Below are 20930 nucleotides of genomic sequence, written 5' to 3'. Positions count from 1 at the left end.
ACGTCATTCCTATACCCTATCCCATAAAAATATAACCAGTAAACGAAACCAATACCTACAATTACTAGCACGGCAAAATCCTTGCATTCTGACACAAAAAACCTAGTCGCGTATTTGCAACTAGGTTTTGAAATTAGACTTGTGGCTCTTCTTTATAGTCACATTCAGTACACTGTATTTGTGTACCTTTTTTCGCTTTTTTCTCGACTAATAATGAATCACACTTTGGACATGGTCTTGAAATCGGTTTATCCCATGAAATGAACTCACATTCTGGATAGTTGTCACATCCATAAAAAGTACGACGTTTTTTCGTTTTTCTCTCTACAATGTTTCCATCTTTACAGTTTGGACATTTAACACCGATTTCTTTTAAAATTGGTTTCGTATTGCGACAATCCGGGAAATTAGAACAAGCTAAAAACTTTCCATATCTCCCCATCTTATAGACCATTTCATGACCACATTCCTCGCAATCAATTCCAGCAGGTTCATCTTTGATTTCGATTTTTTCCATTTCTTTTTCTGCTTTTTCCAATCGCTTATCAAAACCATTATAAAACTGGTCAATGATGCGAATCCATTCTGTCTGACCTTCTTCGATGGAGTCTAAATCTCCTTCCATCTTTACGGTGAAATCTACATCTATAATTTCAGGAAAAAATTCTCTTAATATATCGATTACAATTTCACCAAGTTCTGTTGGAACGAACCGTCGATTATCCAACGTGACATAGCCTCGACGTTGAATCGTGTCCAAAGTAGGAGCATAAGTAGAAGGACGTCCAATTCCTTGTTCCTCCATTGTTTTTACCAAACGTGCTTCTGTATATCGCGGTGGTGGCTGTGTAAAGTGCTGGTTTGGTTCAATATCCTTTGCGTTAACCGTTTCTCCCTCGGCAATTTCCGGTAAAAACTTGTCTTCTTCTTGATCGTTATCATCGTTTCCTTCAATATATACCTTCATGAAACCTTTAAATTTTATTTTAGAACCCGTAGCACGAAATTCAACACCTTCATTTAACAAATGAATCGTCATCGTATCCATAACTGCTGGTGCCATTTGACTTGCTGTAAAACGATCCCAGATTAACTTATACAAACGGTATTGATCACGGGACAAAATGCTTTTTAAGGACTTCGGATCACGAAATGCTGAAGTTGGGCGAATTGCTTCGTGCGCGTCCTGAGCTCCTTCCGAGTTCTTATCTTTTCTTACAGCGCCTAAGTAATCATCGCCAAATGCTTCCTTAATATATGCAGCAGCTTCTTTCTTTGCAGAATCAGAAATCCGAGTTGAATCTGTACGCATATAAGTGATAAGTCCAGTAATGCCACCGTCTTTTTTTCCTAGGTCAATCCCCTCATAAAGCTGTTGCGCAACCATCATCGTTTTTCGAGCTCGGAAATTAAGCTTACGAGCTGCCTCTTGCTGTAACGAAGATGTAGTAAACGGTGGTGCAGCATTCCGTTTTCTTTCTCTCTTATTTACTTTGTCAACTTTGAAGTCATTTCCTTTAAGTTGATTTAATATGTTGTCCACTGCTTCCCTATTTCCTAGGTCTTGTTTCTTTCCGTCAACCCCATAAAAGGATCCTTCAAAGGTTTCTTTTCCTTTTTGGAAGGTGGATTCTATCGACCAATATTCTTCTGGAACGAATTTTTTGATTTCTTCTTCTCGTTCAATGATCATTTTCACAGCAACCGATTGAACTCGTCCTGCGCTCAGTCCCTTTTTCACTTTCTTCCATAATAAAGGACTGATGTTATATCCAACTAAACGATCTAGAATACGTCTAGCTTGTTGAGCATCAACTAAATCCATATCGATTGGTCGAGGATGCTTGAATGATTCTTTAATTGCATCTTTCGTAATTTCATTAAATACAACACGACAATCAGACGTTTCGTCAATATCCAAAGAATGCGCTAAATGCCATGCAATCGCTTCCCCTTCACGGTCGGGGTCGGCCGCGAGATACACTTTCTTCACTTTCTTCGCGGCACTTTTTAGCTCTTTAAGGACAGGTCCCTTCCCTCGTATCGTAATGTATTTCGGTTCATACTCTTTCTCTACATCTACACCCATTTGACTTTTAGGTAAGTCTCTAATATGCCCCATAGATGCTTTTACCTTATATTTCTTTCCTAAATATCGTTCAATTGTCTTTGCTTTTGCTGGAGACTCAACGATAACTAGATAATCTGCCATTTGTTTTCCTCCCAGGAGGTATTTCTTTATTAAGATTTGATTTATGGATTAGTATATGATGATTGATTGTATAAATCTTCCCTATTATTAAATACTTTTTTGCTATTTGTCAAACATGTCCTCTAATCATCATCCTTATAAAATAGAAAAGTTTGACTATTTCGACCTAATTCGACGCCATTTTCGCAACTCTTTTTCCCATTCGACTTGTAAATCATAGGTATTTTGAACTAATTTTGCCCCATCTTGAATCATACTATGACAGCCGTGCGTTTGAGGATTCAACGGTGAGCCTGGGACAGCAAACACTTCTCTTCCTTGCTCTAACGCTTGGTCTACTGTAATAAGACTCCCACTTTTTTCTTTCGCCTCAATAACCAGTGTTCCAAAACCTAATCCACTAATAATTCGATTTCGTTCCGGGAAAAAATACCGTTGAGGTCGAGTGGAGGGAGGATATTCGGAAATAACTAGCTGTGAAGCTATCATTTCTTCATATAATGGTACATTTTCCTTCGGATAAATGTATTGAAATCCTCCTCCGAGTACTGCTATAGTTCCTCCCCCGCTATTTAGAGCAATATGATGTGCAAAACTATAAATCCCTTTAGCCATCCCACTAACTAGGACCCACTTATCTTGTACAAGCGGTTGTAAAATAGATTTCATTACAGAAAAGGCTGTTTTACTAGGATTTCTTGTCCCAACAACACTTAGTACTGGTTGTCTTTGTAACAACGCTAGTTTTCCTACAGCATATAAAACCAGTGGCGGGTCTGTAATAGATCGGAGCATCATCGGATATGTGTTATCTAAAATAGTAACGACTTGAATGGGTTTCGGATGATAAGCTATTGGTTGATGGTGTAAATAGTTGTGTAATAAGGAGGCTTTTGATGTTGTGACTTGTAGTTGAGAAGCTATTTCAGAGGAGGTAGATTGATAGAGGATAGATAAGGTAGGGTCCTCATGAAGCAGGTTTTTTATTTTCGTTCTAGATAACATTTTACTTTCATATACGTGAATTAACCGAGCTCTTGCATTGTCCATGTATTCCTTCCTTTCTAATAATAAGTTGAAGTTGAATGGAACAGGCTGACACCATATGCCAGCCCGTTTTTTATTTATTAATGGGTTTTACACTTATCATATAGTCCTTTTTCTTTTAACACACCGATTAAAGTTTCTCCCATTACAGAAGGAGTTTCGGCAACTTTAATTCCACATGCATTCATGACTTTGATTTTTTCGTCAGCAGTACCTTTACCACCTGAGATAATGGCACCAGCGTGACCCATACGTTTTCCTGGAGGTGCAGTCGCTCCACCGATGAAGCCAACAACAGGTTTCGTCATGTTTGCTTTTACCCATTCTGCAGCTTCTTCTTCCGCAGTTCCACCGATTTCACCAATCATCATAACCGCTTCTGTTTCAGGATCTTCATTGAAAGCCTTTAGCACGTCAATAAAGTTTGTTCCGTTCACAGGGTCTCCACCGATTCCAACAGCTGTAGATTGACCGAATCCTTGCTCAGAAAGCTGGTGTACCGCTTCGTACGTAAGGGTACCAGAGCGAGAAACAACTCCGATATGACCTTTTTTATGGATATAACCAGGCATGATTCCGATTTTACACTCTTCTGGTGTGATAACACCTGGACAGTTCGGACCTACTAGTCGGGTTTTCTTCCCTTCCATATAGCGTTTTACTTTCACCATATCCATGACAGGAATGTGCTCCGTAATACAGATAACTAAATCGAGTTCAGCATCGACTGCTTCAATGATTGCATCTGCTGCAAATGGTGCAGGAACATAGATAACGGAAGCATTAGCTCCAGTAGCATCTACTACATCTTGAACTGTATTAAACACGGGAACACCTTCTACCTCTGTTCCGCCTTTACCTGGTGACGTACCACCAACGATTTTTGTACCATACTCTAGCATTTGTTTCGTATGAAATAAAGCAGTGGAACCCGTAATACCTTGCACGAGCACTTTAGTATCTTTATTTATAAATACACTCATCTTCGTCCGTCCTTTCCGATAATTCAACAAGTTCTTACTTGTTTATCTATATATTAGGAGATTATTTTACTAAAGAAACAATTTTTTCTGCACCGTCTGCCATCGATTCAGCAGCTGTAATGTTCAGACCAGACTCAGCTAAGATTTTCTTACCTAAATCTACGTTTGTTCCTTCTAAACGTACAACGAGAGGAATCTCAAGACCTACTTGCTTCGTAGCCTCTACAACGCCTTCTGCAATAACGTCACACTTCATAATTCCACCAAAGATATTTACAAGAATACCTTTTACGTTGGAATCGGACAAAATGATCTTAAATGCTTCGGTAACTTTCTCAGCTGTAGCACCGCCCCCAACATCAAGGAAGTTGGCCGGATCGCCGCCGTAGTGCTTAATGATATCCATCGTTGCCATTGCAAGACCTGCACCGTTAACCATACATCCAATGTTTCCATCCAAGGCGATGTAACTAAGGTCATATTTAGATGCTTCGATTTCTTTCTCATCTTCTTCATCTAAATCTCTATATTCTAGGATATCTTTTTGACGGAATAATGCATTGTCGTCAAAGTTCAATTTCGCATCCAATGCTAATACATTGCCATCACCAGTTGTAACAAGTGGGTTAATCTCAGCGATGGAGCAATCTTTTTCAACGAATACTTGGTATAAACCTAGCATAAATTTAACGGCTTTTGACACATACTCTTTCGGAATATTAATGTTAAAAGCTAATCTTCTAGCTTGGTATGGAAGTAAACCAACAACCGGATCAATTACTTCTTTGAAGATTTTTTCTGGTGTTTCTGCTGCTACTTCTTCAATCTCCGTTCCACCTTCTTCTGAAGCCATCATCGTTACTCGAGAAGTAGCGCGGTCTAGTACTAAACCTACATAGTACTCTTTCTTAATGTCACAGCCTTCTTCAATTAGTAAACGCTTTACTTCTTTACCCTCAGGACCAGTTTGATGAGTTACAAGCGTTTTCCCTAGGATTTCACCTGCATATGTACGCACTTCTTCTAGGTTTTTCGCAACCTTTACACCGCCAGCTTTTCCTCTACCACCAGCATGGATTTGCGCTTTTACTACAGAAACAGAACTGCCCAGTTCTTTCGCTGCTTCAACTGCTTCTTCAACGGAATATGCAACACGGCCATTTGGCACGGCAACGCCATATTTACGCAATAACTCTTTGCCTTGATACTCGTGAATATTCATCTTATGTCCTCCCATCCAATTTTCACTGCAGTTTTATTGTATAAAAACTAGTACGCACTGTCCACAAATTACCATTGTACACAAACAAGCAAAAACAGGGAAAATCCAAGGTTAAATCTACCCTGTTTTTCAACCGTTATCTCATTCGCGCAATGGTAAGTGTAACAACTAGTACAACCTTCATCTTACGTCTAAATCTATTATTTGTGAAGGTTTTTTTCAGAAGAAGAAGGAGAGAATTCTCCAGCTTGTTTATCGACGCGGTAAACAAGGGCAAACACTTCTGCTACAGCTTGATAAAGTTCTTCTGGAATAGATTCATTGATAGATAAATTAGATAATAACTCCATCAATGTTGAATCTTCCTGAATGGGGACCTCATGTTCTCTGGCTTTCTCAATAATGTTTTCTGCTACATATCCTTTGCCAAGTGCTGTTACTTTTGGTGAAGTGTCTTTTTCTTTGTCATAACGAAGTGCTGCTGCCTTCGAAAATCCCTTTTCGTTTCCATTTAGACTCATATTTTAAAGTCGACTCCCTTCCTATTCATCACTTCTATCGGAGTAGTGGCTTGAAAATCTTTTTTCCCTTCATCCGTTGGTAACGTCTTTACATGAATCGTACTTAGCTGGTACTGGAGAGAGTCCAATCCATGGTGTAACGCATCTTTGAACTGGTTGACAAGTTTTTCGGTCATTGGATGATCATTATAAATCGTTACGTGTACATTTCTTTTTTGCACATTCATATCGATAATCGTCTCTTCTAATTGATGAAGCTGTAGATAAAATAATATCCGGCAAAAATCTGGATTTATTTCTCCAGAAGCCGTTTTTTGTCCTTCAAAGGTTAGGTTAATGTCGTCCTTAACGCCTAGTGTACTGCCTGGAAGCTGCACATTTAGTTGTATATATGGTCCTAACTGATGATTGGACACTAGCTGAGCATTGGTAATCAGTTGCAGAAGAGGCTCAAATCTGCTTTGGGAGGTAGGATTTGTCCCTTTTTCTTGCTGAACTAATTCAATTAACAAAGATTTAATTGACGAATCTAAGTCTGCATGCTCCAGCCCATTCTGCTTAGCAAGATGTACCACTTGCTGCTCATAATCTAGTCCTAAAAGACGGATAGCTTGCTTTATATGAGCTAAAAAATGTAGGCTTGAAGAATCTGAGCTTACAGGCATTTTTGTGACTACGTCCACTAAACCCTTTGAACTCGTTGTGTCTAGCTGCAAATTAGATAACGTCTGCAACAGTTGGACTCTATTCCATTCTTGTCCGGATACAGACTGGTTTCCTGCTAGTCGATTCTCTATAGAAGAAAAGACTGGTTTTATTTGAAATTTGTCTAGAAATTTTTCTAGTACCGCTAACTGTGCATCTGTTCGTGTGCCATTTCCATCTAATCGTTGAATGAGTGTGACTAATTGTTGTTTTTGATTACTGGTTAATGGCAGTTGATTGGCATAGAGTTCTTGAAGTTTCAGCTTGACTTGATCCAAGCTAGAGGATAGCGCAAGAGAGTTTTCTCCCATCGGTTTCGACCACTCTACTTTCCATTGCTCCCATGATACATGAGAATCCAGCAAGCCCGCTTTTTGGAAAAGATTGTACATCATCGGATTGTTCGTAGTAATCTCTTGTTTAATTCGTTGGGTTACATACGAAACAAAGCTTTGATTCGTATTACTTCGAACCGATTCTAACATCGCCAAAAGCTTTGTTTGTTCATTTGAAAGTGGCCCGGTTTCTCGTAATGATTGATATAACATGTCTATTTGCTTTGTAAAAGACTGCTTCGAATCCGTTGAAAAAGCTTCAAACGTTGCTGGAGAAATTGGGATACGTGAGGAAAAGAGAGACACCAGCGTGTCCAAGGCTGCTTTTTTATCCGGACTATGCTTCAAAATGTCAAAAGCTGCTTTTATATCCTTTGGTGTAAACGGGATATTGTCACGAAGTAGCTGCATGAGTAACGCTTGACCAGCTTTTTGATCCTTTAAGCCTAGGCTTTGTATTAATTGGGTAATAATCTGTCCTTCTGTTAAAGCCTTCTTATCTGATAGCACCTTTAAATGAATGGAATCCCCTGTGGACTGCACTTGAAACCAATAGGAGTCTGCACTAGCTAATGGCGTTTGTAGCTGAGCAACGAGCTGTTGATTTCCTAGCTGTATTAAGGCCTGTTGATTCGCAAACAGCTTTAGCACCTTCCCACGAATAACTTGCCCGGGGATAAGCACTCCATTTTGATTGTTTGATTTGTGTACTAAACTTGTAATACTTGAATAAATGGATGTCATGCTCATCCCTCAACTTTCTTTATATGCTTTAACCGGCGCAAATGAACGCCTATGTATAGGGGTTATTCCATGTATGCGAAGTGCTTCTAAATGTTCCTTTGTACCATAGCCCATATTAGAGGCAAAATGGTAAGCAGGATACACGTTATTATATTCCATCATAATACGGTCTCTCGTTACTTTTGCTATAATGCTAGCCGCTGCGATGGAAATACTTTTTTGATCCCCTTTTACGATTGGCGTACTCGGAATCGGGGTATCTAAGTTGACCGCATCAATTAGGAGATGGTCTGGTTGGATGCTTAGCTCTAATAGCGCTCGATTCATTGCTTGTATCGTCGCTTGATAAATGTTTATGCGATCGATTTCTTCTCGATCGACCATTCCAATCCCATAGCTAATGGAATGATCGATGATATGCTGATAAAATAACTCTCTCTTTTTTTGATTTACTTGTTTAGAGTCCGTTAAGCCTGGCAAAAAATAATCAGATGGAAGAATAACTGCAGCAGCAACGACTGGACCTGCCAAAGGGCCCCTCCCAACCTCATCGATTCCTGCAATGTGTTGGTAGCCTTTACTCCATAAAGATTGTTCAAACACCTTCATGGACTCAAAGTGTTCTTTCTCCTTCATGATTCTTTCTGTTTCTTTATCATACTGGCGAATGAGCTGTTGAACACCTTTCCGCTCGTCTTCACGCCAACTTGTTAATTGTTCCTCAGTATATGTATTTGTTGTTAATAAATGTTTAATTTCCGTAATCGTATCGGGCTTCATAACTGTTCCCTCCTACCCCTTTTTATCGGCATTTTTATCCGTTTATGAAGTGGTGCCTGTCACGCCCCGAAGATTGTCTAAAAGAGTCGAAAGAAATAAGGAAAGAGACATCATCACGATGATGATGTCTCTACTTCTTCTTGTGGCCATTCTAAGCTAATGTTTCCCATTTTACCTGTTCGCAGGTCACGAATAATCACATCAGCTGTTTTTTCTAGGCTTACCACTCCACCACTTTCTAAGCATCCTCGAAGTCTTCCAATGGTTTCAAATATCTCCATCATATCTTCCGTTTCTAATGATACTTGAAAACGATCGGTTACGACGGACGGGTAACGTTCCTTTAAATATTCCATCACAAAGGCTGCAATATCCTCCATTGGAAGAAGCTGATCTTTAATCGTCCCAAGTGCTGCTAGTCGATACCCAACTACTTCATCTTCGAATTTAGGCCAAAGGATACCAGGTGTGTCCAATAACTCAAAGTCCTTTACTTTAATCCATTGTTGACTTGTTGTAACCCCTGGTCGGTCCCCAGTCTTTGCAATTTTTTTGTGAGCTAACCGATTAATTAATGTGGATTTCCCGACATTCGGAATTCCAATAATCATTGCTCGCGCAGGTCGAGGTCGAATTCCACGTCTCTTCAGTTTTTCAAGCTTACTTTTTCCCATTTCTCTAGCGATTTGTATGACATACTCAATGTCTTTCTTTTGCTGTACATCCACCGCAACAGTCGGAATCCCTCTCTCTGAAAAATAGGTAATCCATTTATCCGTTGCTCGCTGATCGGCCAAATCCTTTTTCATCAATACAACCATTCTTGGCTTGTCCTGCAACACTTGATGGAGCATCGGATTTTGGGAAGATTCCGGAGCACGTGCGTCTAGTAGTTCAATAACATAATCAACAAGCTTTAGTTTTTCTTGCACTTCACGTTTAGCTTTGGCCATATGGCCAGGAAACCATTGAATGGGCATAATAATTCTTCACCTACCATTAATCTATAAAACGAAATCGATCCAGAGGCCAATATAGAACCGCCGCTTCCCCAACAATTTGATCATAAGGAATTAACCCCAGCAACCTACTATCAGTAGAGTTACTTCTATTATCCCCTAGTACTAGAACATGCTCTGGAGGAATTTCACTATAGTTACCAGGGAGATCTTCTAACGTAAAGTCAAACGTAAACACATCATTTTGTTTTAAACTGTTCTTTTCCGTATCCAAAAATGGTTCTTTTACGATTTCTCCGTCAATGTATAGCGTTTCATCTCTTACTTCCACATGTTCCCCAGGGAGTCCAATTACCCGTTTAATAAAATCTTTTTTAGCCGTCGCGTGAAAAACGACAATATCGAAACGGTCAGGCTCTCCTACAAGATACGTAAATTTGTTAACAATCATGTGATCGCCATTTTCCAAAGTGGGAAGCATCGATGGGCCGTCAACTACAATCGGCGTAAACAGAAACGTACGAACAATAAAGGCTAATAGACCAGCAATAACCAATGCTTTTAACCAATCTAACCATTCATTACGCTTTTTGGCCACTTACCTTCCCTCCAACTCAAACTTTCTTCATCCTAAGATACCCATTAATAAAACATCTATCTCTATTAGCATATGCCGAATTCATACTCTATACCAGTAAAACGGCTTAAATGTTCCGATTCATGGTGCAGGGGAATGAATTTATCTACTATTCGAATACTAGAAAAAAGGAGCTTGACTGTGCAAGCTCCTTTACTTCATATACATTAGCGAATTTCTTTAATACGGGCTGCTTTTCCACGAAGATTACGTAGATAGTAAAGCTTAGCACGACGTACTTTACCACGACGGCTGACTTCAACCTTGTCAATTCGTGGAGAATGTACTGGGAATGTACGCTCAACACCTACACCATAAGAAATCTTACGTACTGTAAATGTTTCACTGATTCCGCCATTTTGACGTTTAATTACAACACCTTCGAACACCTGAATACGTTCACGGTTACCTTCGACAACTTTAACGTGTACTTTTACCGTATCTCCTGCGCGGAATTCAGGTAAATCAGTGCGAAGTTGTTCTTTTGTAATTTCATCAATAATATGTTGCATCTCCAACACTCCTTCCAAACCAATGCTCTTATCTATACAGACAGCGGAACATCGTTTATACGACTTGAGCATTCACTCAAGCACAACAAATAATATAACATAATTAGTCCATATATTCAACTTAAATTATGGTCATCTCTCCATTGGTTTAACCATGCTTTGTCTTGATCGGTTAAGGGATATTGTTCGAGTAAATCTTTACGTCGTTCCGCCGTCCTTCTTAAAGACTGTTGTCTACGCCACTCTTCAATTTTTGCATGATTTCCAGACAATAAGACATCCGGTACTTTCATCCCCCGAAACTCTGCCGGTCTTGTATAATGAGGGTGCTCTAATAAACCACTTGAAAATGAATCATTAGGAGCGGAATCTTCATTACCTAATACACTCGGTAAAAGACGAACGACACTATCGACAACGACCATTGCTCCTAGCTCTCCACCTGTCAACACATAATCACCAATTGAAATTTCATCCGTGACGAGATGTTGTCGGATTCGTTCATCATAGCCTTCGTAGTGCCCACAAATGAAAACAAGGTGCTCTTCTTTCGCAAGCTCTTCAGCTTTTTGTTGGGTGTATGGCTCCCCCTGCGGACACATTAGGATAACCCGTGGCTTTTTGTCTTTCTCCTTCGTCACGTCCTCCAAAGCATCAAAAATCGGTTGTGGACTCAGCACAAGACCAGCCCCGCCACCGTAAGGGTAATCGTCTACCTTGTTATGTTTACTTTCCGTATATTCTCGAAAATTTACTAGATTATAGGAGAACGCACCTAATTCCGTTGCACGCTTCAGAATCGAATGATTGAATACACCCTCAAACATTTCTGGAAACAAGGTTAGAATATCTACTTTCATTAATCTAACAGTCCTTCCATTGGGTTGATTTTCACTTTCTTCTCGTTCACGTTAATATCTACTACTATCTCTTCAATGTATGGAATTAAAAGGTCTTTTTGTTTAGGCCGTTGTACCACCCAGACATCGTTTGCGCCAGGTGATAAAATTTCCTTTATTTTACCTAAGTACTCCCCTTCCTCCGTTTCTACTTCACAGCCGATGATTTGATGGTAATAATACTCGCCTTCTTCCAGTTGTGTAAGCTGAGACTCATCGACTTTTAACAATCCATTTTTAAATCTTTCTACATCATTTATAGAATCATAGGACTCAAAATGAAGTAAATCAAATTGCTTATGAATTCGATGTCCATCTATCGTTAATGAAACAGGTTCTCCACCTTCAGGGGATACCCAGTACAAAGTCTGACCTTTTTCAAATCTTTCTTCAAAATCCGTAATCCGAACGACTTTCACTTCACCACGGATTCCGTGAGTGTTTACAATTTTGCCTACGTTAAAAAATTGATTTGCCATTTCATTTCACCTACTATCTTATTTGGATAACAGTTCCGTCTTTTACAATGATAGCTTGTTCCCCAAACAGTTCTTCCCAATTACTCCCAACTTCAACCTCAACAAGAGATTCAACCTCTCCCTCAGTTAGTTCACTTCCGAGCGGAAGCGTTTCTAATTGATCAAGCTGAAATTCAATCCACTTCAGCTTATCTGTTCTTTTTGTAATTTCCTGCTGAAATCGCTTCGTGACTTCTTCTCGAGAAATCCCTTTCTTACTCAACAGTTTTCGTTGCTCAAATTTTAGCTGTTGACACTCTTGTTCAAGCTGCTTTTGATGACTAATAAATTGGTTATGTAGTGTTTCCTTACTTGATTCAGTTAAAACTTGTTTGACCGGGATCTTTCGAATGATTTGCATATCACTCAACTCCTCTACGGAATCCTGTATTGGAACCTTTAAACATATGAAAAGGGAAAGGTTCCCCCTTCCCTTTACATAATATCTAAATAAATACGTTTTTTCGAATCTGTACCAGCTGCATACACAACTGTCCGAATCGACTTTGCAATTCGACCATTTTTCCCTATTACTTTCCCGACATCCTCCGGGTGAACCGTTAGGTGATACGTAATCTTGTGCTGTTCTTCTTTCTCTGTTACTTGGATTTCTTCGGGAAAGTCTACTAAAGGTCGTACAATGGTTTCAATTAAGGCTTTCATGGAATCACACTACTTTACTTTTGGTTTTTCAATTCGTGGAATTTCGTCATGATGCCTTCGTTAGAGAATTAAGTTACGTACAGTATCGCTTGGTTTCGCACCTTTTGTCATCCAGTCTAATGCTTTCTGCTCATCCAATTTCACTTCTACAGGATTAGCTACTGGATTATATGTTCCAATTTGTTCAATAAAACGTCCATCACGAGGTGAACGTGAATCTGCAACAACTACACGGTAAAATGGATTTCTTTTAGAACCCATACGTTTAAGTCTAATTTTAACTGACATGTATTTTGCACCTCCAACTATTAAATGATTTTCACAAGTTTAGATTTTATCAGAAGTTTTCATGTCTGTAAAGTGTTTTTACATTACATGAATGGAAACTTGAATCCTTTCCCTTTTTTCCCTTTTTGCATGTTCGTCATTTGCTTCATCATCTTCTTCATTTCGTTAAATTGCTTCAACAAACGATTTACTTCTGCAACGTTACGTCCTGATCCTTGAGCGATTCGTTTTTTACGACTAGCATTAATAATGCTAGGGTCCACGCGTTCCTTCTTCGTCATCGATTGAATAATGGCTTCTACGTGGGATAGCTGCTTTTCATCAATTTGAAGGTTTTTCATCCCCTTCATTTTGTTAGCCCCAGGGAGCATACCTAACAAGTCCTCTAATGGACCCATGTTACGTACCTGTCCCATCTGTTCTAAGAAATCATCGAAGGTGAAGGATGCAGATCGCATCTTCTCTTCTAGTTCCTTCGCACGTTTTTCATCGACATTTTCTTGCGCCTTTTCAATTAAAGACAGGACATCTCCCATCCCGAGAATACGGGAAGCCATTCTTTCTGGATGGAAGGCTTCTAGATCGGTTAACTTTTCTCCCATACCAGCAAATTTAATAGGAGTATCTGTAACAGCTTTAATAGATAATGCTGCCCCACCTCGAGTATCACCATCCAATTTCGTTAAGACAACTCCAGTAATGTCGAGTTGTTCATTGAAGCTTTCTGCAACATTAACGGCGTCTTGACCTGTCATCGCATCCACGACTAAGAAAATCTCATCAGGTTTTACATTTTCTTTAATTTGAGTCAATTCTTCCATTAAATCTGAATCCACATGAAGTCGACCAGCTGTATCGATAATCACATAATCATGATGTTCTGCTTTTGCCTGTTCAATAGCTTGATTGGCAATTTCCACTGGACTAACCTCTGTACCGAGAGAAAACACAGGCATGTTAAGTTGCTTGCCTAATGTTTGAAGTTGATTAATAGCAGCGGGACGATAGATATCTGCAGCAACCAGTAATGGATTTCGATTCTGTTTTTTGCGAAGTAGATTTGCTAATTTCCCTGTGGTTGTTGTTTTACCAGCACCTTGAAGACCAACCATCATAATAACAGTTGGCGGGCGGTCTGCTACGGCAATCTTACTTTGCTCTCCACCCATCAAGTTGGTCAATTCTTCTTTTACCACTTTTATAACTTGTTGACCTGGCGTCAAGCTTTCCATGATTTCTTGTCCAACAGCACGTTCTTTAATTTTGTTAATAAACTGCTTGACTACCTTAAAGTTTACGTCAGCTTCTAAAAGAGCTAGACGTACCTCGCGGGTCATTTCCTTTACGTCCTGTTCGGTAACCTTCCCTTTGCCTTTAATCCTCTGAATCGTATTCTGCAAACGGTCGGCTAAACCTTCAAATGCCATAGAAGGAGCCCTCCTAATCTAGTTCTTTTAAAGATTCAATAATGGGATTGGTTGCTTTCCCAGTCTCTTGCTTTAATACAGCTTGTAACTCTTCAAGAAGATGTTGTCTTTCTTGAAATTTTTCATAAAGGTGAAGCTTCTCCTCATAGGATTCCAGCATCGATTCTGTTCTCCTAATATTGTCATAGACTGCTTGTCTAGAGACATCATAAGCCTCTGAAATTTCACCTAACGAATAATCCTCTAAATAATACATTTCCATGTACTTCTTCTGTTTATCCGTTAACAGTTCTTGATAAAAATCAAACAAATAATTAATTCTTGTTGTTTTTTCTAACACCACAAGCACTCCTTGTTAAGTGAAATGCCTTTACATTAAGAAATACTATCGGAGTGTTTCCTCTCTGTCAAGGATTACTCCTCTAGCATATCTGCGAATAACCCGTAGACAAACGCATTCGGGTCAAACTGTTGAAGGTCATCCACCTTTTCCCCTAACCCTACAAATTTTACTGGAATATCTAATTCATTACGGATCGCTAACACGATCCCGCCTTTAGCCGTTCCATCTAACTTAGACAGTACAATTCCTGTCACATTTGTAGACTCTGAAAAAGTTTTGGCTTGGCTCATAGCATTTTGTCCAGTTGTGGCATCTAATACTAGTAAAACTTCATGCGGAGCACCTGGTACTTCTCTTTCAATCACTCGCTTCACTTTGGAAAGCTCGTTCATTAGGTTGACCTTGTTTTGTAAACGGCCAGCCGTATCACATAACAGAACATCCGCACCACGTGATTTAGCAGCTTGAATTCCGTCAAAAATAACAGCAGCAGGATCACTACCCTCGCTATGCTTAATCACTTCGACTCCAACGCGCTCTCCCCATACTTCCAGCTGTTCAATTGCACCTGCTCGGAACGTATCTCCGGCTGCAAGCACTACTTTCTTTCCTTCATTTTTTAATCGATGGGCGAGTTTTCCAATGGTAGTGGTTTTCCCAACACCATTCACTCCTACGAAAAGCACGATATTCAAGCCATCATGGTGAATATTTAAGTCCTCAATCGTCTCATCGTCTTCCCCGTAATAGATGTCCACGAGTTTTTCAGAGATTACTTCTTTCACGTCATTTGAATCCTTAATATTGCGGCGTTTCACTTCCATTTTTAATTCATCAATTAAATCCATGACGGTGGTTACCCCAACATCAGCGGAAATCAATATTTCCTCAAGATCTTCAAAAAAGTCTTCATCGACTTTTCGATAGCGTGCCACCAGGTCATTAATTTTACTGGAAAAAGAGCCTCTTGTTTTCGATAAACCTTCTTTAAACTTGTCGGAAACTTCTTCTTCCGCTGCATTCCCAGTAAATTTATCTTTTAATTTCTTGAAAAAACTCATCCAATCTTCCTTTCCTTAAGCTTGCACTAGTGCTGGTGCATCTTCTAATCTTACGGATACAAGACGGGAAACACCGTGCTCTTGCATCGTCACCCCATACAACACATCTGCTTCTTCCATCGTTCCTTTACGGTGCGTAATGACAATAAATTGTGTTTCGTGACTAAATATTTTTAAATAACGTGCGAATCGACTTACATTGGCATCATCCAACGCAGCTTCTACTTCATCTAAAATACAGAAAGGAACTGGACGAACACGCAGTATCGCAAAGAGCAATGCTATAGCAGTCAATGCTCGTTCTCCACCAGATAAAAGCCCCAAATGTTGTAGTTTTTTCCCTGGTGGCTGAGCAATTATATCTACCCCTGTATCCAATAAATTGTTTGGATCTGTCAGTTTTAGCTCAGCACGTCCACCACCGAAAAGCTCTTGGAAAACAACGGTAAACTCTTCTTTAATTTTCGAGAATGTTTCATCAAATCTACGTTTCATTTCTTCATCCATTTCAGAAATAACACCGTATAGTGTTTCCTTAGCTTGAACTAAATCAAGCTTTTGTTCGGATAAGAATGCATATCGTTCTTCGATTCGATCATACTCGTCAATAGCTCCTAAGTTAACGGTGCCAAGCTCCTCAATAGCCCGCTTAATAAGCTTAACAGATCGTTTTGCTTCCTCAATGTCTTCCGCTTTTTCATACGTTTGTTGTGCCTTTTCAAAGGTAAGCGTATATTCAGATTCCAGGTGGTTAAGACGGTTTTCGAGCTCAACATCTAAACGATTAGATTTTACTTCTTTTTGTTGGATTTGTTGGATCAAAGACTGATAAAGCCTGTTCTCTTCCTTTATTTCTCGTTCTGCATCTTGAACAGCCTGCGATCTTGTGTACCGTTCTTGACGCTTCATTTGAATTTGTTCGGTCACTTGTTCTTTTTGCTGTTGTTTATCTATAAGCTTTGTATCGAGCTCGTTCATGGACTCCCCATTTTCATGTAAATCCATCAATTCTTCTAACTGCTGTTTGTTTTCCGTTAAGCTTGCTTCTACCTCTCGTAAGGAAGCCTGGTAGCTCTCTACTTTTTCTCGTTGACTACGCACTTCTGTTTCTTCTTCTGCCAGCGCCACTTGATGCTGATGAAAAGCAGATTGAATGCGATCTTGGTTTTCCTTGTATTCAGACTGTTGCTTAGATAATTGATCAATTTTTGATTGAATATAATTCAAGTTGTCAGCAATTCCTTGAAGTTCTTCTTGAAGAATTTGATCACGCGATTCTAATCCTTCTACCTCTTGTTTAAACTGGTGATTATCTTGATCGAATAGCGACAAATTGTCATTCAAATGGTTGACTTTCAGCTCCATCTCTTTCCATTCAGCTTGGGATTGTTGAACCTTCTCCTGTGCTTGTTTACTTGCTTCTCGTTGTTCCTCTAGGAGTGCCTCAAGCTCATCTACCATTTGTTTTTGCTCATTTACTTGTTTTTCAAAGGCAACCGCCTTTTTCTCAAAGTCTTCCAGCTTTTCATTTATTTCTAGTAGATCCTTTTCACGGGTAAATAAGGATTGGTTATTCTTTTTCACCGCTCCCCCTGTCATGGAACCACCTGGATTAACAACATCTCCATCTAATGTTACAACACGGAAACGTCGTTGAAGCTTGGAAGCAATCTCATTGGCATCCTTTAATGTAGAAGCTATTACTACATTACCTAACAAATGTTGCACGATGTCTTGGTATTTCGCGTCAAAGCTTAACAGTTCGGATGCGATTCCGACAAATCCAGGATGGCGTTCAACGCCTCTTCTTAAGTCATTGCCAATCATCTTCGGTTTTATTGTGTCGAGCGGTAAAAAAGTAGCGCGTCCTTTATTTGTCTGTTTAAGCCAATTAATCGCCTTTCTCGCCGATTGTTCATTTTTAACTACAACATGCTGTGCTTGTCCGCCTAAGGCTGTTTCAATCGCTGTGATGTGGTCCGCTGGAACTTGAATCAGCTCAATAACTGCACCTTCAATTTCCTGTAATATTTTATCTTCCCTGGCTTTCAATACTTCTTTTACGCCATAAAAGAACCCTTGAAAGTCTTCCTTCATGTCTTCGAGCATTTCTTTTTTGGACTTCAGCTTTTCTATGTGCTGGTAGCCTTGATACAGTTTGGTTTGCATGTCTTGATATTTAAATTTCTCAGTTTCTAATGTCTTTTTCGTCTCTTGAAAAGCAACTTCTGATTTCGAGTAATCTTCTTTCGCACTAGATAAAACAGATTCTAAACGATCTACTTCTTCTTTCCATCTATCTCGCTCTATAATAGACCCTTTAAATTTCTCTTTTTGCTGTTCCATTTTGTAGGAAATTTGTTCGATTTGCTTTTCGATGGACTGTCTTTCATTACGCTTCGCTGCTTGTTCGTTTAAACGTTCGATGTAGTCACTTTTCAATTCTTCGATTTGTTCCTCAATGTTTTTCTCGGTCATGGAAAGCTCTTCATTCAACTTAGACAACTGCTGTCTCGTTTCATTCCGTTTAGCTTCCATGGTAGCTAAACGTTCCTGCTCTTCTGTTAAATCTAGTTGAATTGCCTTTGATTTGTTTTCAAGCTGAGTGATTTCTTGCTCTAAATTTGTTTTGTTCTCGTGATAATGCTTCGAACGTTCTTGTAGCAGTTGCTTTTTACCTTCTAAGTTTTCAAGTTCTTGCGTGTAAAGAAGTAAAGACTCTTGTAACGCTTCAATTCGAGAATCTAAGTTCTCAATTGAGCTTCTTTCCTCTTCTAATGTTGCTTCTTTCTGTTGTATTTTTGTCTTGAGCGCAATTTCTCTTTCCTTCTCAGATTCTAATTCTTGAAGAATAGCTTTCCACTCAGCATGTAGCATTTCGATCTCCGCAATCAGTAGAGAAATCTCTTGTTCTTTTAATCTGTCTTTCTTTTCTAGGTAATCTTTTGCTACAGCAGCTTGTTCTTTTAATGGCTCCAATTGATTTTCTATTTCGTAAATAATATCTTCAATACGGTTTAAGTTTTCTTGTGTTTCTGCTAACTTGTATTCCGCTTTCTTTTTTCGATTTTTATACTTTAAAACTCCAGCCGCTTCTTCAAAGATACTTCTTCTTTCTTCGGCTTTAGAGCTTAAAATCTCTTCTACTTTCCCCTGACTAATAATAGAGAATGCCTCTCTTCCAAGTCCAGAGTCCATAAACAGGTCAATAATATCTTTAAGACGACAAGATTGTTTATTAATCAGAAATTCACTTTCCCCAGATCGGAATACCCGTCTCGTCACACTGACCTCATGATAATCAACTGGCAAGGCTTGTTCCGTGTTATCTAACACGAGCGTAACCTCTGCCACATTTAACGGTTTACGGGAATCACTGCCTTGAAAAATAATATCTTCCATTTTCGAACCACGTAGAGATTTCGCAGATTGTTCTCCCAACACCCATCGAACCGCATCTATTACATTACTCTTCCCACTTCCATTAGGGCCTACGACTGCGGTTACGCCAGGTACGAAATCTACAGAGATGCGTTCTGCAAAAGATTTAAACCCTACTGTTTCTAATCGTTTAAGGAACATACTCATTTCTCCTATTACTTTCTATCTATTTTTGAAATAGATTTTCTTTTTCCATCATTTTATTTTATCATAGTCTAAGAATACATAGAAGAAGTTCTAGGAAAATAGAAGGAGTGTGGATACGTTGAACTTAAATGAAGCTACCGAAGAAAACCTAAAATATATCATTGATGAAATGGCTAAAAAACTCCAAGTCGTCAATCGGTCCATCATGGACCCAGACGATTATAAGCTAGAAAGCTATGATCAACTAAAAGAGCTATACGACATGGTGGAGCAAAAAGGAAACTTAAGTGTCTCAGAAATTCAAGCGTTCATTGATGAACTCGCATCTCACCGTAAGTAGTGAAAAGCTGGTACATCCCTTTCTACAAGGGGTACCAGCTTTATTTCTGAAGCAATGTATCCAAAGCGGTTTTAGCAGCTCTCTGTTCTGCTTCTTTTTTGGTACGACCAATCCCCTCTCCTGAGACTTGGCCTCTTATGAGGACTTGAGAAACAAATTCGCGGCTATGGGCAGGCCCGCGTTCCTCAATAATCATGTACTCCACATTCCCGTTCTTGTTCCGTTGAACCGCTTCTTGAAGCTGGCTCTTATAATCCATCCCATGAGAAAAAGCACCTGTACTAATTTCAGGAAAAACGAACCGTTCCAAAAACTGCAAAACAACATCATATCCTTGGTCTAGATAAAGTGCACCAACAAACGATTCGAAAACGTCTGCAAGTAATGCTGGTCTTGTTCGACCCCCAGTCATTTCCTCTCCCTTACCTAGCAAAATAAAATTACCAAATTCCAATTTTCTTGCAAAGTTCACTAAGGATGGCTCACATACGATAGATGCCCGAAATTTTGTCAGCTCTCCTTCTTTCATGTTTGGATACTCTTTATACAAGTATTGAGAAACCCCTAGTTCCAACACTGCATCCCCTAGGAACTCCAGTCGCTCATTATCCTGATAATCCTTTTTTCGATGCTCATTCACATAAGATGAATGGGTAAATGCTTGCTTTAACAGCTTTTCGTCTCGAAAAACTACACCTACATGTTCTTGTAAAGATGAAAATTCCATTGTCCTCACCATTCCTAAATAAAAATTGCCTTATTCAGTTTACACTCCACTATCTATTCTTATTCCTGAAATAACATATAGAGAAAGTCTCGCTAAATGCGAGACTTTCCTCCATTATTACATATAATAGTCCTTACAGAAAGAAGGAAATGATATCAATTCCTTAACCGGACATTTTATAGGGTGCTGTCTATGTATTTAACAGCATCACCAACTGTTTGAATTTTTTCTGCTTCTTCATCAGAAATTTCCATATCAAACTCATCTTCAAGTTCCATTACTAGCTCAACTACATCTAGAGAGTCAGCCTCTAGATCGTCTTTGAAAGAAGCTTCCATTGTTACCTTAGATTCTTCAACATCTAAACGATCTACGACGATTTTTTTTACGCGCTCAAAAGTTTCTGCCACGATTCGTTC

At 39.3% G+C, this 20930-nt stretch carries 21 protein-coding genes and 1 pseudogene; 1 reads left to right on the top strand and 21 read right to left on the bottom strand.

The window, feature by feature from the left end; translation table 11 throughout:
- Positions 1-133: 133 nt before the first annotated feature.
- From topA to smc, 19 genes and pseudogenes are all read right to left on the bottom strand, one after another.
- Complete coding sequence (topA, locus tag FN924_RS08280; protein ID WP_143893475.1) at positions 134-2212, bottom strand: type I DNA topoisomerase; 2079 nt, start codon at positions 2210-2212, stop codon at positions 134-136.
- 156 nt (positions 2213-2368) lie between these two features.
- Positions 2369-3262 (bottom strand): DNA-processing protein DprA, encoded by an 894-nt coding sequence (dprA, locus tag FN924_RS08275; RefSeq protein WP_143893473.1) that lies wholly within the window; start codon positions 3260-3262, stop codon positions 2369-2371.
- Between the two features lie 77 nt (positions 3263-3339).
- Positions 3340-4242 (bottom strand): succinate--CoA ligase subunit alpha, encoded by a 903-nt coding sequence (gene sucD, locus FN924_RS08270; RefSeq protein ID WP_143893471.1) that lies wholly within the window; start codon positions 4240-4242, stop codon positions 3340-3342.
- Positions 4243-4303: 61 nt separating this feature from the next.
- Positions 4304-5464 (bottom strand): ADP-forming succinate--CoA ligase subunit beta, encoded by a 1161-nt coding sequence (gene sucC, locus FN924_RS08265; protein ID WP_143893469.1) that lies wholly within the window; start codon positions 5462-5464, stop codon positions 4304-4306.
- Between the two features lie 200 nt (positions 5465-5664).
- On the bottom strand, positions 5665-5985 hold the full coding sequence (locus FN924_RS08260) for an EscU/YscU/HrcU family type III secretion system export apparatus switch protein (protein ID WP_143893467.1): 321 nt from the start codon (positions 5983-5985) through the stop codon (positions 5665-5667).
- On the bottom strand, positions 5982-7769 hold the full coding sequence (locus tag FN924_RS08255; RefSeq protein ID WP_143893465.1) for a hypothetical protein: 1788 nt from the start codon (positions 7767-7769) through the stop codon (positions 5982-5984). The genes FN924_RS08260 and FN924_RS08255 overlap by 4 nt, the downstream gene beginning before the upstream one ends.
- A 9-nt stretch (positions 7770-7778) precedes the next feature.
- Positions 7779-8549, bottom strand: a complete 771-nt coding sequence (locus tag FN924_RS08250; RefSeq protein WP_143893463.1) for a ribonuclease HII — start codon at positions 8547-8549, stop codon at positions 7779-7781.
- A 113-nt stretch (positions 8550-8662) separates the two neighbouring features.
- Positions 8663-9529 (bottom strand): ribosome biogenesis GTPase YlqF, encoded by an 867-nt coding sequence (ylqF, locus tag FN924_RS08245; RefSeq protein ID WP_143893461.1) that lies wholly within the window; start codon positions 9527-9529, stop codon positions 8663-8665.
- Between the two features lie 19 nt (positions 9530-9548).
- Positions 9549-10106: a signal peptidase I gene (lepB, locus tag FN924_RS08240; protein ID WP_143893459.1), complete on the bottom strand. Its 558-nt coding sequence runs from the start codon at positions 10104-10106 to the stop codon at positions 9549-9551.
- Between the two features lie 206 nt (positions 10107-10312).
- The gene (gene rplS, locus FN924_RS08235; RefSeq protein WP_143893457.1) at positions 10313-10657 is read right to left on the bottom strand and encodes a 50S ribosomal protein L19; all 345 of its coding nucleotides are present in this window, start codon (positions 10655-10657) and stop codon (positions 10313-10315) included.
- 116 nt (positions 10658-10773) lie between these two features.
- A complete protein-coding gene (trmD, locus tag FN924_RS08230; RefSeq protein ID WP_143893455.1) occupies positions 10774-11517 on the bottom strand; it encodes a tRNA (guanosine(37)-N1)-methyltransferase TrmD in 744 nt (247 codons plus the stop codon).
- Positions 11517-12035 (bottom strand): ribosome maturation factor RimM, encoded by a 519-nt coding sequence (rimM, locus tag FN924_RS08225; protein ID WP_143893453.1) that lies wholly within the window; start codon positions 12033-12035, stop codon positions 11517-11519. The genes trmD and rimM overlap by 1 nt, the downstream gene beginning before the upstream one ends.
- Positions 12036-12048: 13 nt before the next feature.
- Positions 12049-12435, bottom strand: a complete 387-nt coding sequence (locus tag FN924_RS08220; protein ID WP_143893451.1) for a YlqD family protein — start codon at positions 12433-12435, stop codon at positions 12049-12051.
- Between the two features lie 74 nt (positions 12436-12509).
- Positions 12510-12737 carry a KH domain-containing protein gene (locus tag FN924_RS08215; RefSeq protein WP_143893449.1) on the bottom strand — a complete coding sequence of 76 codons (228 nt, stop codon included), beginning with the start codon at positions 12735-12737 and terminating at the stop codon, positions 12510-12512.
- Positions 12738-12751: 14 nt separating this feature from the next.
- A pseudogene (gene rpsP, locus FN924_RS08210) lies at positions 12752-13025 on the bottom strand (30S ribosomal protein S16).
- A gap of 83 nt (positions 13026-13108) precedes the next feature.
- Positions 13109-14452: a signal recognition particle protein gene (gene ffh, locus FN924_RS08205; protein ID WP_143893447.1), complete on the bottom strand. Its 1344-nt coding sequence runs from the start codon at positions 14450-14452 to the stop codon at positions 13109-13111.
- A 13-nt stretch (positions 14453-14465) separates the two neighbouring features.
- A complete protein-coding gene (locus FN924_RS08200; RefSeq protein WP_143893445.1) occupies positions 14466-14792 on the bottom strand; it encodes a putative DNA-binding protein in 327 nt (108 codons plus the stop codon).
- 74 nt (positions 14793-14866) lie between these two features.
- Entirely contained in the window at positions 14867-15856 is a 990-nt protein-coding gene (ftsY, locus tag FN924_RS08195) for a signal recognition particle-docking protein FtsY (RefSeq protein ID WP_143893443.1), read from the bottom strand.
- A 15-nt stretch (positions 15857-15871) separates the two neighbouring features.
- Positions 15872-19438: a chromosome segregation protein SMC gene (smc, locus tag FN924_RS08190; protein WP_143893441.1), complete on the bottom strand. Its 3567-nt coding sequence runs from the start codon at positions 19436-19438 to the stop codon at positions 15872-15874.
- 124 nt (positions 19439-19562) lie between these two features.
- On the opposite strand from smc, the gene FN924_RS08185 reads away from it, so the two are divergent.
- Positions 19563-19784 carry a DUF1128 domain-containing protein gene (locus FN924_RS08185; protein WP_143893439.1) on the top strand — a complete coding sequence of 74 codons (222 nt, stop codon included), beginning with the start codon at positions 19563-19565 and terminating at the stop codon, positions 19782-19784.
- Between the two features lie 40 nt (positions 19785-19824).
- Here the strand turns inward: FN924_RS08185 and rnc are convergent, their stop codons facing one another.
- Positions 19825-20511 carry a ribonuclease III gene (rnc, locus tag FN924_RS08180; protein WP_143893437.1) on the bottom strand — a complete coding sequence of 229 codons (687 nt, stop codon included), beginning with the start codon at positions 20509-20511 and terminating at the stop codon, positions 19825-19827.
- A gap of 176 nt (positions 20512-20687) precedes the next feature.
- Positions 20688-20921 (bottom strand): acyl carrier protein, encoded by a 234-nt coding sequence (locus FN924_RS08175; RefSeq protein ID WP_143893435.1) that lies wholly within the window; start codon positions 20919-20921, stop codon positions 20688-20690.
- Positions 20922-20930: the final 9 nt, after the last annotated feature.

Source organism: Radiobacillus deserti (genome assembly GCF_007301515.1).
In the GTDB taxonomy this organism is placed as follows: domain Bacteria; phylum Bacillota; class Bacilli; order Bacillales; family Amphibacillaceae; genus Radiobacillus; species Radiobacillus deserti.
Note: the sequence above shows the minus strand (reverse complement) of the source record. Positions and strands in the feature narration are given on the sequence as shown.